General features: G+C 40.5%; 14 protein-coding genes. 6 read left to right on the top strand and 8 right to left on the bottom strand.

Features of this window, described 5'->3' with window-relative positions; translation table 11 throughout:
* Positions 1-552: 552 nt before the first annotated feature.
* From CSV69_RS09490 to rpmG, 4 genes are all read right to left on the bottom strand, one after another.
* Complete coding sequence (locus tag CSV69_RS09490) at positions 553-2,448, bottom strand: LTA synthase family protein (protein WP_099693260.1); 1,896 nt, start codon at positions 2,446-2,448, stop codon at positions 553-555.
* A gap of 125 nt (positions 2,449-2,573) precedes the next feature.
* Positions 2,574-2,759 carry a YqgQ family protein gene (locus tag CSV69_RS09485; RefSeq protein ID WP_085426056.1) on the bottom strand — a complete coding sequence of 62 codons (186 nt, stop codon included), beginning with the start codon at positions 2,757-2,759 and terminating at the stop codon, positions 2,574-2,576.
* Positions 2,752-3,336 (bottom strand): 5-formyltetrahydrofolate cyclo-ligase, encoded by a 585-nt coding sequence (locus CSV69_RS09480; protein WP_085426055.1) that lies wholly within the window; start codon positions 3,334-3,336, stop codon positions 2,752-2,754. Before CSV69_RS09480 ends, CSV69_RS09485 begins: the two co-directional genes overlap by 8 nt.
* 56 nt (positions 3,337-3,392) lie before the next feature.
* Positions 3,393-3,542, bottom strand: coding sequence for a 50S ribosomal protein L33 (gene rpmG / locus CSV69_RS09475; RefSeq protein WP_029054517.1), 150 nt, complete (start codon positions 3,540-3,542; stop codon positions 3,393-3,395).
* Positions 3,543-3,714: 172 nt separating this feature from the next.
* Between rpmG and CSV69_RS09470 the strand changes: the two genes are divergently transcribed.
* Together CSV69_RS09470 and CSV69_RS09465 are read left to right on the top strand one after the other, a co-directional pair.
* A complete protein-coding gene (locus tag CSV69_RS09470) occupies positions 3,715-4,074 on the top strand; it encodes a hypothetical protein (RefSeq protein WP_085426054.1) in 360 nt (119 codons plus the stop codon).
* On the top strand, positions 4,071-4,520 hold the full coding sequence (locus CSV69_RS09465) for a hypothetical protein (RefSeq protein WP_099693259.1): 450 nt from the start codon (positions 4,071-4,073) through the stop codon (positions 4,518-4,520). Before CSV69_RS09470 ends, CSV69_RS09465 begins: the two co-directional genes overlap by 4 nt.
* A 53-nt stretch (positions 4,521-4,573) precedes the next feature.
* On the opposite strand, the gene CSV69_RS09460 is transcribed toward CSV69_RS09465, so the two are convergent.
* The 4 genes from CSV69_RS09460 to CSV69_RS09445 all read right to left on the bottom strand — a co-directional run bounded on the left by CSV69_RS09460 (position 4,574) and on the right by CSV69_RS09445 (position 9,653).
* Positions 4,574-6,724 carry a peptidoglycan D,D-transpeptidase FtsI family protein gene (locus CSV69_RS09460; RefSeq protein ID WP_233192359.1) on the bottom strand — a complete coding sequence of 717 codons (2,151 nt, stop codon included), beginning with the start codon at positions 6,722-6,724 and terminating at the stop codon, positions 4,574-4,576.
* A gap of 99 nt (positions 6,725-6,823) precedes the next feature.
* Positions 6,824-7,432, bottom strand: coding sequence for a superoxide dismutase (locus CSV69_RS09455; RefSeq protein ID WP_029054514.1), 609 nt, complete (start codon positions 7,430-7,432; stop codon positions 6,824-6,826).
* 87 nt (positions 7,433-7,519) lie between these two features.
* The gene (locus tag CSV69_RS09450; RefSeq protein ID WP_085426051.1) at positions 7,520-8,002 is read right to left on the bottom strand and encodes a DUF456 domain-containing protein; all 483 of its coding nucleotides are present in this window, start codon (positions 8,000-8,002) and stop codon (positions 7,520-7,522) included.
* Positions 8,003-8,021: 19 nt separating this feature from the next.
* Positions 8,022-9,653, bottom strand: coding sequence for a Na/Pi cotransporter family protein (locus tag CSV69_RS09445; protein ID WP_099693258.1), 1,632 nt, complete (start codon positions 9,651-9,653; stop codon positions 8,022-8,024).
* A 239-nt stretch (positions 9,654-9,892) separates the two neighbouring features.
* Here CSV69_RS09445 and CSV69_RS09440 point away from each other — a divergent pair, with 239 nt between their 5' ends.
* The 4 genes from CSV69_RS09440 to CSV69_RS09425 are packed head-to-tail and all read left to right on the top strand — an operon-like array spanning position 9,893 to position 12,556.
* Positions 9,893-10,396 (top strand): DUF1189 family protein, encoded by a 504-nt coding sequence (locus CSV69_RS09440; protein ID WP_158232644.1) that lies wholly within the window; start codon positions 9,893-9,895, stop codon positions 10,394-10,396.
* A 46-nt stretch (positions 10,397-10,442) separates the two neighbouring features.
* Positions 10,443-10,787, top strand: coding sequence for a hypothetical protein (locus CSV69_RS09435; protein ID WP_085426048.1), 345 nt, complete (start codon positions 10,443-10,445; stop codon positions 10,785-10,787).
* A gap of 54 nt (positions 10,788-10,841) precedes the next feature.
* Positions 10,842-11,969: a flavodoxin-dependent (E)-4-hydroxy-3-methylbut-2-enyl-diphosphate synthase gene (gene ispG / locus CSV69_RS09430; protein ID WP_085426047.1), complete on the top strand. Its 1,128-nt coding sequence runs from the start codon at positions 10,842-10,844 to the stop codon at positions 11,967-11,969.
* A complete protein-coding gene (locus CSV69_RS09425; RefSeq protein ID WP_085426046.1) occupies positions 11,966-12,556 on the top strand; it encodes a 5' nucleotidase, NT5C type in 591 nt (196 codons plus the stop codon). The genes ispG and CSV69_RS09425 overlap by 4 nt, the downstream gene beginning before the upstream one ends.
* The last annotated feature ends 284 nt before the right edge of the window (positions 12,557-12,840 follow it).

Here is a 12,840-nt window from a genome sequence, read left to right as displayed (position 1 = left end):
AGTTTTCAAGGTTCATAAGGTTGGTCTCTCGTAAGAGGCAACTTTCTAATACTAACATCTCATTGTTTCGTTGTCAACACTTTCACTTAAAATGTTTTTCTTTATTAAGTTTGATGTTTTCGCAACTGCTTAATGCGACGCTTATAAATATACCACCCTATTTAAAAGAATGCAAGTCTATTTATTGTTTTTTATAAAATAATTAGTAATCCCCTTACTGTTGCGATAAAAGCACTCCTAATATATACATAAGGCTACTCTTATACAAACTTACAAGCGAAATATTAAACTGAAGTAATTCACCTACTATTCCTAAACGTTAAACTTAATGCCGTACATTTTGCTTTACTATTAATCTCCATTTACTAATTCTACAGCGATTGTACAATTTTCAGCAAAATAGGAATTTAAGTTTCTTCTATTAGAACGGACTTTATTAGCTAACCCTTTAGATGTATCCACCATAGAGTTTCTATTAGTGCCCTCAAAATAATAATTTCGTCCATAAAAAAATCTGCACGGCTTGGACAGCCGTGCAGATCATCACCTAATTTATTTACTTTCTTTGATTTCCGGACTGCCATCAGGTCTTTCTTTGAAACGAAGTAAGTCCCCATTGATGATCGTATCTGAATAGTTTAATTCAGTATTGGCACGCTCGATATATGGCTCACACTGCGATTCATCTAATGATGGTTCTCCTGTTTCGATGTCATAGCAAACTTCTTGCGCGTAAATATTCTTATCTGTAACTAGGCGTCCGTCACGGAAGATGACGAATGGTTCATGATCTGGTGAGAATAGATCGGAACCGAATTGCATATCTGCTTTTGTATCAATGCCTAGTAAATGAAGAATCGTCGGACGTAGGTCTACCTGTCCACCAAGCTCGTGCATTTCTTTACCTTCGCCAGAACCTGGCATATGGATAAACAATGGAACCTTTTGAAGCTCTGCGTTGTCAAATGGCGTAATCTCTTTATCCATATACATACCCATTGCTTTATTATGATTTTCTGAAATACCATAATGGTCTCCGTACATTATAATGATTGAATCATCATACAAACCACTTTCTTTCAAGTCATCAAAGAATTCTTTTACTGCTTCGTCCATATAACGAACCGTCTGGAAATACTTGTTCAATGTGTTCGAATTCGATGTATATTCAGGAATTAATTTATCCTGTTCATCTAAATCGAATGGGTGGTGGTTGGTTAGTGTAATCATTCGTGTAGCAAACGGTTGCTTTATATCTTTCATCAAATCAACTGACTGATGGAAGTATGGAATATCTTTCATTCCCCAGTTCACCGCTTCGTCTTCGCCGATTGTATAGCTATCTACATCATAGAACTTCTGAACATCGAGTGCTTTGTACATAATGTCACGGTTCCAGAAACTCTTGCTGTTAGCGTGCATAACACTTGTAGCGTAGCCATTCTCTCCTAATCGTTCAGAAAGCGAGTTATATGTGTTACCACTATGCGTAAAGAAGACCGCACTACCGTTACGTCCATATAGCGAGTTTTCTACTATAAACTCAGAGTCGGAAGTTTTTCCTAATCCTGTTTGTTGATAGAAGTTATCGAAGTAAAATGTATCTTTGTCTTTTGTTAATTGATTCAAGAATGGCGTGATTTCATGTCCATCCATATCATTATTGATGACAAAGTTCTGTAATGATTCAAGCGAAACAATAATTACGTTTTTGCCTTTAGCAGAACCGAACATCTTTGGATCCGGTTGTGCGTGGTTGGCTTTTACGTAGTTTTCAATTTCCGTCAATTCCGTACCATCTGCGAATGTACGCTGTGCGTGGGATTTGGATTGAACGAATAAATCATATAGGTGGTAGTTATACGTTCCAATATTCTTAACAAGTAATTCACGATCAAAACTTCTCGTCAACAACTGCGGGCGTTGCGCTTCTGCAAGCGCTAAGTTAAACATCATTAACGTAGCAGCCGCTGCGAAGTACACTTTACGTCCCATTTTACGGTTTGACTCTTGAATTGGCCCCTGCTTAGAAAAACGAATAGCCAATAAAATAATCACTGCGTCAGAGAAAAAGAATAGATCTAGGAAACGTAGATTTTCCGTGATTGAAGAACTTAAATCTGCAAAGTTACTTGTCTGGAACAATAGAGGCAGTGTAATAAAGTCTGTAAAGAAACGATAAAACACAGCATTGGCGAACATGATAAATGAAGTTATTAAACTTACCGTTAAAATATACCGATTACGCGTTTTAGTCTTTTTAATAAATAAAGCTACCCCGTAAATAAACATTAGAAATGCCAGAGGGTTAATTAATAGGATAAATTGTTGCATAGCATTATCGATTTTCATATTAAAACTGGTGAAATACCCGATATAGGTAGTCAACCAAGTTGCGATTACTGCGATAATGAGTACGGAATGCTTAGGCCATGAAAATTTTCTCATTCCATCTCTTCCTTTCGTTTCGTATAGATAGTGCTTTTTTAGTCATCATATATTAGACGTTTGATTGCGTGAATAGTTTCACATGAGATGAGGAATGAGTAGTTAGAATACTATCAGCTACTAAATCAACTCGTTTGTTCCCTTCTCAAAACAAGCAATGCTTGAATATATGTTTGCTGGTCAATAAATTGACGGTCATACAGTTCTTTGACTTCCGACTCCATCACTAAGCTGTCTTGCATTTTATTGCCTGTATAGATGATTACTCCAAAACGTTTTAGTAGTTTCATCACGTCATAAAACTCATTCATTCTTTTCACGTGCTTTCTGACAATCTATAATATGTTCTTCCGTATATATATAGGACACAGGAATATCATGTGCCTCTATATCTATATTATCGCGGATTTGGCAATCAAATGCCAGTGATATAGTTTCAAATGGAAAATTTATCAAATATCGATCGTAGTAACCGCCACCAAATCCAATGCGGTAACCAGTCTCTGAATAAACAACTCCGGGTACGATTTGCAAGTCTATTTCTTCCGGTTTTACAGATTCCGTCAATTCGATTTTCGGTTCTTTTAAATCCATATAGACTACTTCTGTCTGGTCAAATGAATCAATCAAACGAAAATCCATTTCTCTTGTTGAAGCAATACAACGTGGAATCGCAATTCGTTTTCCAGCTTGCCAAGCGATTTCTATCAAATGATGCGTATCCACTTCCGGAAATCTTGATAACGTGATCCCGATTGTCTCTGCATACTTAAATTCATCCGAAGCAAGAACTTTTTCTACTATACTAGCTGATTTCCGTTCGTGATCAGATGGAGTTAATTGATGTAATTGCTGTATAACCTGTTTTCGAAGTTTCTGCTTTTCCACTGTACTACCTCCCGTAAGAAAAAAACCAAAACCGAAGCAGGTTTTGGTTTTACTAGTTATTTTGTTTCACGGTGCAAAGTTTGCTTTTTTTCACGTGAGCAATATTTCATCATTTCAATACGTTCTGGATTGTTACGCTTGTTTTTCTTAGTAATATAATTACGCTCTGCACATTCTGTACAAGCGAGTGTTACGTTTACGCGCATTACTGTCCCTCCCACTCAATAGCTATAGATATAAGTAAAACATGAGCATGATCTATACGACTAATATATTGTACCATAGATTTACACTTTGTACAGCAGAAAGTTTCAAATATCATTCATCATTCGCTTATGGTATTATGAAGGAAACTCTAGTTATTTTGGAGGGAAAAGTATGGATATCCCCTTAATTTTACTCATAATTGGTGTATTGGCTGTCATTGCTTCCTTTTTTGTTGGCAATAGAAGACACGCGATGAATGATGAGCTGGAAAATGTTTCGATTAGTCTCCATCAAGAAACGAGTAATCTTAAAAAAAGAGTGCGGTTACTTGAAGAAGAATTGATGGTTGCGTCGCCGGCTCCAGAAACCATTGCACCTGCACCTCAAAAAACCGTTCATGCAATCATCGTCAATCAAATTACTTCACTTCACAAACAAGGCTATACAATACCGGAGATTGCAAAGCGCGCTTCACTTAGCGAACAGGAAGTAACGGAAGTACTGCATTCTAAAGGAGTGCGGTTGTCATGATCAAGGAAATATTGCGCGGCATTGGAATTGGTTGCTTACTAGCTGGTGGCATTTTGTATTTCGTACAGCAGCAAACAACTGACGGTGCTTTGCAAAAACAATTGGCCGACTCTAAAGAAGAGGTGTCGATTTTAAAAAGAGAATTGGCTATTTCTCAAACATTAACAGGAAAAGAATCGATTCGTAAACCGGAAGCTGAACAGGAAACAATTCCTGACGAAAATGAAGCAGATGAAATCGTTACAAAAAGCTTCACGGTTAAAGCCGGCATTACGCCCGCTAAGTTATCACGTGAATTAGAAAACGAAGGCTTAATAAAAGATGCTGAAGAATTCGAACTGTATATAATCGAAAATGACTATACACGGAAAATCAAAACAGGTACATATGAATTGCATTCTGATATGCGTTTTCCTGAAATCGCCAAGATATTTTTACACTTATAATAAAAAGACGAAAACCATTGGGTTTTCGTCTTTTTTACATTCATTTCTCACTGTCATTTCTGTATTTTCACATCTGGAGTTGCACCGTCTGCTTGCGAGTTTCGCTGTCTTTTCTGTTCAAAGAATACATCCAGCGCTTCTTTCGCAAGTTCACTTGCGGTGGCAGACGGATAGCGTTTCGTATTCGTCGAAATGTACGGGACGATTACGGAATACGCGACTTCCGGCTTGTCTGCAGGAGCAAAGCCTACATGGGACAAGTTGATCGTCGGAATAACGGGGTTGGATTTATTACCCGTATAGTAAAACGATTCTGCCGTTCCGGTCTTCCCTGCTCCCGTATAAGGTGCGCCTGCCAGTAATCCTGAAGCAGTACCATTTGCACCATAGTATACATAATGCATACCTTTCTTTACTTGATCAATTTCAACTTGAGAGTTTTTCAGGTGATTCAACACTTGAATAGGTGTTTCCTCGACCAACTCACCAAGTACTTCCCCATCTGGAGAAGGCTCACGGATTTCTTTCAGGATTTTTGGTGCTATTCTATTTCCGTCAGAAGCAATGGTTGCAACATATTGTGCCATTTGCAATGGCGTATACGTATCAAACTGCCCAATCGAAAAGTCGAGCAATTTTCCTGGGATGGTCTCCGTACCGGTTACCCCCGTATATTCTCCAGGTAAATCAATACCGGTCTTGACCCCCAAACCAAATGCCGCAAAGTTTTCACGGAATGTATCAAATGCTTTTACATCTATTGGCAGCCCCTGTCCTGGTCGGTAGTTTGCATTACCCAGCCCCATAGCAATGCGGAACATATAGACGTTGGAAGAACGACCAATAGCAGAGATATCATTTAGCGCCACTCGACCATTCGGATTAAATAGCGACCGCTTGTATCTACCACCAATATTGATCGGTTGGTCAATTTTTACTTCTCCGATTTTTGCAGCACCTTCATTATAGCCTGTCAGCATCGTTGCTAATTTCACTGTGGATCCCATTTCATACGCCGAAGTAAACGTTCCGAACGTGTAATCCTGTATTGCCCATCGTCCTGTCGACTCATCTTTTACAACTTTCTTACCTACCAGTGATAGAATCTCACCGTTATTCGGATCTAACATGACAAGAAACGCCGATTCCAACGCGCTTGTATTCGGACCTTGCTTCAAGCGCAATAATTTATTGGATACGACATCTTCAAGCGCTTTTTGTAAGTTGGTATCCGTAGTTAAGACTAGATCTTTTCCTGGTATTCCTTCTTTCACCGTCTTCGTCTCAACGACTTTTCCTGTACGGTCTTTGACATTTTTCACGATGGTCTTTTGACCTTTCAATAAATCTTCATAATACGACTCCAAATAACTTCTTCCTACACGATCATTACGCGAATAATCTCTTGCTAGGAAATAGTCTAAGTGGGTACGTGGAATTCCTTCTCCTGAGCTAGTCGTAGATCCGAGAATCGCACTGTCCGATTTCTTCACGCGATCCCAATCAGTGGTCGTATTGACACCGGGTAGTTGATCCAACCTTTCAGATACAACAGCAAACTCTTTATCGGTTACACCGTCACTTTTGATGATCTGAGGTGAATAAGCATACCCTGCCATCATTTCGCGATAAATTGCGAGAACTTCTAGATCTTCTGCAGATAACGCAGCTAGTTCCTCATCTGTGATTCGATCTCGTGTTAGCTGATTAATCTCTTGTTGAATTTCTTTTTGAGATTTCTTTTCATCTTTACTAAGTGCTGTTTGCTCTTCCTTAGGTACTTTGTCAGCCGCTTTTACAGGATTCAATAAAATCCAAAAATCTCGTTTGTCGCCTGTTGTTACCCGCCTAGTATCTTGATCGATCAGCTTAGAAAGTTTTCTTGCGAGCGCTAGCATCTCTTTAGTCGTCGTAGAGGATGTTTTCGTATAGGTGATGGCATTTTTAGCATCATTATCTATAAGTACTTTCCCCGTGCGGTCGAAGATTCTTCCGCGTGGTGTACTCGTATTGACCGCGATTTCCTCTGTCCGTTCAAGACTGCGCGTATAATCTTCACCTTTAACGATTTGCATATAACCTAAACGGAATATAAGTAAGGAAAATAGGACAAAAATCGCTACAAATAAAAAATTCATTCGAAATGCAATATGTTGACGTTGACCGGTTTTTGGCGGCTCCGTCTTCTTCTGGTTTCTCTTCAACAGGAATCTCCTTTCTCAAGTTATATATGTAGTAGAATTATAGCACGAAAATAAAGAATGGCACACATCTAGACGAACTAGATGTGTGCCAGGTTTCAATTATTTATTGTCTTGGTAACGCTTTTCAACTTCATCCCAGTTTACTACGTTCCAGAATGCTGAAATGTAGTCAGGACGACGGTTTTGGTAGTTTAAGTAGTATGCATGCTCCCAAACGTCCAAACCTAGTAATGGTGTTTTACCATCCATATAAGGTGAGTCTTGGTTAGGAGTTGATGTTACTTCAATTTCACCGTTGTTCACAACAAGCCAAGCCCAACCTGAACCGAAGCGAGTTGTTGCAGCTTTAGCGAACTCTTCTTTGAAAGCGTCAAAGCTACCGAACTTCTTGTCGATTGCTTCTGCAACTTCTCCAGTTGGGTTGCCGCCACCGTTTGGTGAAAGGATTGTCCAGAACAATGAGTGGTTAGAGTGCCCACCACCGTTATTACGGACTGCTGTACGCTTATCTTCTGGAACTTTGTCCAAGTTTGCAACTAATTCGTCAACAGGCATGTTAAGAAGTTCTTCGTGCCCTTCTAGTGCGTTGTTCACGTTTGTTACATACGTGTTGTGGTGTTTTGTGTGATGGATGTTCATCGTTTCTTTGTCGATGTGTGGCTCCAACGCATCATATGCGTATGGTAGTTCTGGTAATGTATAAGCCATTTTCCATTCCTCCTCTAAATTATCTCTGTTTTGCCCTACCACTTCACATTATCAAAATATGAGTCAGCATTCAAAGAAAATGTACTGTTAACGGAGAAAATATAGAAAAATGACAATCATAACGACCATTAGTACGCCTTTTACTGCAACCGATGTCAAAAACCCAACAACCGAGCCGACTCCTGTTCGGAAAGCCTGTTTAATTCCCGATCGGGTGAAAATTAATTCCGCAATGATTGCACCAAGAAAAGGTCCAGCCAAAATACCAACGACCGGAATAACAAAAGGACCAACAAGCAATCCGATTGTACTTCCCCACATACCCGCCTTGCTGCCCCCGAAGCGCTTGACACCTACTAAATTGGCGACTGTATCCGCTCCGAACAATAACACAACGAATAATATTTGAATTACCCAAAACAACCACGTTAACTCTTCAAATGAAACGAACGCGCCGTACAACAAGAAGCCTGCCAATATAAATACAACAGAGGGAATGACAGGGTAGATCAATCCGACAAACGCGATCGCAAACATGAGTATTGCCAATGTCCAACCGATCCATAACATAGCTGTCACTCCTCATTCATTATGCGTGCTTGCCTAGGATTGCTTCCGCAATATTTACTGCGTGGTCACCAATTCGCTCGAGGTTCGAGACGATATCGACGAACACCATGCCGGCTTGTGCACTACAACTTCCTTCATTTAAACGAACAATATGATTTTTACGGAAGCGACGTTCCATATTATCAATTAAATCTTCTTTTTCAGAAACGACTCTCGCTAAATCTGTATCATCTTGATCCAGCGACTCAATCGCTTTTTGAACTGTTTCAATCGTCAATGTAAACATTTCTGCCAAATCGTCCATCGCATCATCTGTCAACTTTAATTTATTCGTTTCGCGTAAATCTATTAACTCGATGATGTTTTCGAAATGGTCACCGATTCGCTCGATATCCCGTACACTATCCATTAATAAAACGTGACGCCCAGATTCTGCTGGTGAAACGATAACTACGGATACTTCTACTAAATAGTCCGTAATTTTGCGATCAAGATTGTTGATCGCATCTTCAATCTGATACGCAGTTTCCGCGTGTTTTTTCTGGCCAGTCTTCAAATACTCAAATGATTCTTGAAGACCTCGGACACTGAAGTCACCCATGCGGATAATTTCTTCCTTGGCTTGTCCAATCGCAACAGCTGATGATTGTGCGATAAAGCGACGGTCGAGGTGTTTCGGTTTGTACTCGATCGTGACGTCCTCGCCCGGGATCATCTTCGTAACGAGATAAGCCCAAGCACCGATGAATGGAAACTGTATAACTGTGTTCGCGATATTGAACGAACCGTGCGCAAATGCGATTTGCATCTTACTTTCGAGATTCAAGACCGCCGCCACCCATTCGACGTAAGCCGTAAATGGTATGAGCAGGAGCATGAAAACGATAGTACCGACAATGTTGAATAATACGTGTACAGCTGCCGCGCGTCTCGCAGCAACAGATGCACCGAGTGCCGCAAGTACTGCAGTAATTGTCGTACCGATGTTATCACCGAAAAGAATTGGTAGAGCGGCTTTCATTGTAACCAAATCTTCAGCGAAAAGACCTTGCAAAATTCCGACAGTCGCACTGGAGCTTTGTACGATTAGTGTGAAAATTGTTCCTGCTACGACGCCGAGCAGTGAATGTTCACTCATTGCTAGTGTGAAATCAGCAAATGCTTCTAATGAACGTAGTGGCTTCATTCCGTCGCTCATTAATTCAAGTCCTAGGAACAATCCCCCGAAACCGAAGATCACTTCACCTAGGTTCTTGACTTTAGCTTTACGGACGAAGAAGATCAGGAAGGCACCGAATGCCATAATTGGTAACGCATATGCGCCGACATCCAGACCGATAATGAATGCGGTCACGGTCGTACCAATATTGGCGCCCATAATGACGCCGATCGCCTGACGGAGCGTCATGAATCCAGCACTTACCAGACCCACTGTAATAACTGTTGTTCCAGAACTTGACTGGATCAACACCGTTACGATTATACCGACAAGAACACCCATGAATGGATTGGTAGTAAAACGGTCTAGAATTGCACGAAGTCTATCCCCCGCAGCTTTCTGCAATCCGTCGCCCATGTACTTAATTGCGAATAGGAAAATTCCTAATCCCCCAAGAAATTGGAACACCACTTCTTGCCAGTTCACTTCCATTTAATTGTCAACCTCCATCAAACGTTTTATGTATGATTTCTACTTCTTCACCCCTCGAAAGCTTCGTGAAGTTTCAACCTATTATGAGAGTTGTATACGTCAATTGTAAAGTACTCTACTGCAATCTTTACACCACCTTAACAAAGCGGTAATGAAATGTCATAAGAATGTCGAAATTTCTGCAAAGCCTTATGATTTAAATAAATGGTAGACTGTATGTAGAAAGGGAGGCCGACTCCGTGAAATTCCATCAAATTTTCAAAGCTTCACTACATGAACCGAAAAAACTGGCGGCATTCCGCTTGTTATCAATCGGTAAAGTCATTCAATACATATTCGTGTTTATTTTTCTTTACACCGGCGTATCGTTTGTACAATTTGTTTTAGGAGATCACACACTATTCAAATCCTCTCCTGAGCTCGCAGAAATCGGCGAAACCATCGGCCTTTTGATCTATCCAATCGCTTTTATTCTGCAATTGGTCATTATCACGTCGTATTTATTTATTCGCATCAGTATTTTTGCTATCATAGGAGTATTGCTATTGAAACTATTGCACCGTCGTGGCGAATTCCGCTTTATGTGGCGAACAGCAGCGATTGCAGCCACATTGCCCATCTTGCTGACAATGGCTTTTGAATTTGTTCCTTCCATGCAATCATATAGCTTGTGGATCGCTTCTTTAGTACATCTACTGTATGTGTGGAGGGCCGCGGTCTATTATCCAAAACAACCGAGATGAATAGTTTACCTGTTGTCTGCATAGTGTAGAGCAGGAGGGATGTATGATGAGAATTATACTGCTTGCACTTGCTGTGTTTTGCACTGTTCACTTTGTTCGAATGGATTTAACGGAAGGGACAATCCCTCTTGCAGCCTTTTTTGAAGATGAATCGTCTTGTATAGAGGAAACGCCGAATCATTCAATTGTCATTCGAGTGGTTGAAGGTGATACAATAGAATCGTTATTCGCATTATACCCAGATCCATCTCAAAACTTTCTTGAGAGGTTGGAGCAATTTTACTCCATGAACCCTCATCTCGAACGCCAACAGTTTTTGGCTGGCGAACAAATTAAATTGCCTATCCGTGAACAAGTAGATCCTGTTTGCGAAGAAGGCGAAAAAGGATAATTCATATTCCATCTATTGATGATGGTATTTACTCATTTGAAGGAGAGAGACATAATGACTGAAATGATTCATCGTTCGAAGACCCGTCCCGTAAAAGTTGGTAACTTAACTATCGGAGGAAGCAATGAGCTGTTTATGCAAAGTATGACGACAACTAAGACACATGATGTCGAAGCGACAGTTGCAGAGATCAAACGTCTAGAAGAAGCAGGCTGCCAAATCGTACGTGTAGCATGTCCCGATGAGCGCGCCGCGTATTCTATAGGTGAAATCAAAAAGCAAATCAATATTCCTTTAGTAGTAGATATACATTTCGACTATAAATTAGCATTGATTGCAATTGAACAAGGTGCAGATAAAATCCGTATCAATCCAGGAAATATCGGTCGTAAAGAGAAAGTCGAAGCTGTTGTAAATGCAGCAAAAGCGAAAGGCATTCCAATTCGTATCGGTGTCAACGCAGGTTCACTTGAGAGAAAAATTCTTGAAAAGTACGGCTACCCTACTGCAGAAGGTATGGTTGAAAGTGCTTTGCATCATATCAAGATCCTAGAAGACTTGGATTTCCATGATATTATCGTGTCACTTAAAGCTTCCGACGTGAACTTGGCCATTGAAGCGTACAAGCTTGCTGCGGCAGCATTCGATTATCCATTGCACTTAGGTATTACAGAATCCGGTACATTATTCGCTGGTTCAATCAAGAGTGCGGCAGGTCTTGGCTCCCTTCTGTCATCAGGTATCGGTAACACGATGCGCGTATCGTTAAGTGCGGATCCGGTTCAAGAAATCAAAGTAGCGAGAGAGTTACTGAAAGTATTCGGCCTATCTTCCAACTCGGCAACATTAATTTCTTGTCCAACTTGCGGCCGTATCGAAATCGATTTAATTTCCATTGCCAATGAAGTGGAAGAATATATCTCAAACATTAAAGCTCCATTAAAAGTAGCAGTTCTTGGCTGTGCGGTAAACGGACCAGGTGAAGCACGCGAAGCAGATATCGGTATCGCTGGTGCTCGTGGTGAAGGTTTGCTCTTCATGCATGGTAAAACCGTACGAAAAGTTCCAGAAGAGACAATGGTCGAAGAATTGAAAAAAGAAATCGACATATTGGCTGAAGAGTATTTCGAGAAAAAACGTCAAGAAGAAGCACTCGCAGCACAAGGTAGCGTTTCTGAATGAGGGATATTCGTTTCGGAATAGATATTGACGGAACGGTTACGACACCCACTGCCCTACTTCCGCATATCAATAAGCACTTTGGCTCTAATCTAACGCTCGCTGATATTAAAGAGTATGATTTGACGAAAGCCTTTGACGTGGATCCGACGCAGTTCGGAGAATGGTACAAAGAAACAGAAGAGCTAATTTATCAGACATCGCCTGCTCAAGAGTTTGCAAAAGAAGTATTGACGAACTGGCAAAAACAGTTTGAGTTGTATTATATTTCAGCACGCGGACGAAATGTACTAGAAACGACAACTAACTGGTTCCACGAGCAACAAATACCGTATGATCACGTAGAGTTGATTGGTACGCATCATAAAATTGAAGCGGCCAAGCAATTCAACGTTGACGTATTCTTTGAGGACAAGCATGATAATGCGGTAGGAATTCACGAAGAATTGGATATTCCAGTTTTCTTGTTTGATACCCCCTATAACCAAGAACCTATTCCTAAAGGAGTCATACGGGTAGCAAACTGGAAACAAGCTGATCAGTACGTCAGACAGTTGTTTCATGCAACCGAAATGATAAAAAGTAAATGATTGGTGGAGCATCGCATATTGCGGTGCTCTTTTTTACTGTGTGAATTCGCTATGTTCAAAATAGAACTCGATGTGCCGTAGAAGTTATGCAAGTGAAGGGCTAGGGCTATGAGCGGTTATGAAGCTTGATAGAGCACTCGGATAGTTTCTTAGAGCGAATAACGATATGTATAGAGCAGAAATCACATGCGTTAGAGCGGTCACAATAGTTCTATGAGCGCTTAATTCACATCAATGAGCAGAACACGCGATCTATTTATGATTTACCATTTTCCACCTGCATA

Source organism: Sporosarcina sp. P26b, from assembly GCF_002743245.1.
GTDB lineage: Bacteria > Bacillota > Bacilli > Bacillales_A > Planococcaceae > Sporosarcina > Sporosarcina ureae_C.
This window is presented reverse-complemented; position numbering and strand designations above follow the sequence as displayed.

Excerpts from the sequence above, each read along its gene's own strand:
- CSV69_RS09490 (WP_099693260.1), bottom strand. The coding sequence starts at position 2,448 with ATGAGAAAATTTTCATGGCCTAAGCATTCCGTACTCATTATCGCAGTA.
- CSV69_RS09485 (WP_085426056.1), bottom strand. The coding sequence starts at position 2,759 with ATGAATGAGTTTTATGACGTGATGAAACTACTAAAACGTTTTGGAGTA.
- rpmG (WP_029054517.1), bottom strand. The coding sequence starts at position 3,542 with ATGCGCGTAAACGTAACACTCGCTTGTACAGAATGTGCAGAGCGTAAT.
- CSV69_RS09470 (WP_085426054.1), top strand. The coding sequence starts at position 3,715 with ATGGATATCCCCTTAATTTTACTCATAATTGGTGTATTGGCTGTCATT.
- CSV69_RS09465 (WP_099693259.1), top strand. The coding sequence starts at position 4,071 with ATGATCAAGGAAATATTGCGCGGCATTGGAATTGGTTGCTTACTAGCT.
- CSV69_RS09455 (WP_029054514.1), bottom strand. The coding sequence starts at position 7,432 with ATGGCTTATACATTACCAGAACTACCATACGCATATGATGCGTTGGAG.
- CSV69_RS09450 (WP_085426051.1), bottom strand. The coding sequence starts at position 8,002 with ATGTTATGGATCGGTTGGACATTGGCAATACTCATGTTTGCGATCGCG.
- CSV69_RS09445 (WP_099693258.1), bottom strand. The coding sequence starts at position 9,653 with ATGGAAGTGAACTGGCAAGAAGTGGTGTTCCAATTTCTTGGGGGATTA.
- CSV69_RS09435 (WP_085426048.1), top strand. The coding sequence starts at position 10,443 with ATGAGAATTATACTGCTTGCACTTGCTGTGTTTTGCACTGTTCACTTT.
- ispG (WP_085426047.1), top strand. The coding sequence starts at position 10,842 with ATGACTGAAATGATTCATCGTTCGAAGACCCGTCCCGTAAAAGTTGGT.
- CSV69_RS09425 (WP_085426046.1), top strand. The coding sequence starts at position 11,966 with ATGAGGGATATTCGTTTCGGAATAGATATTGACGGAACGGTTACGACA.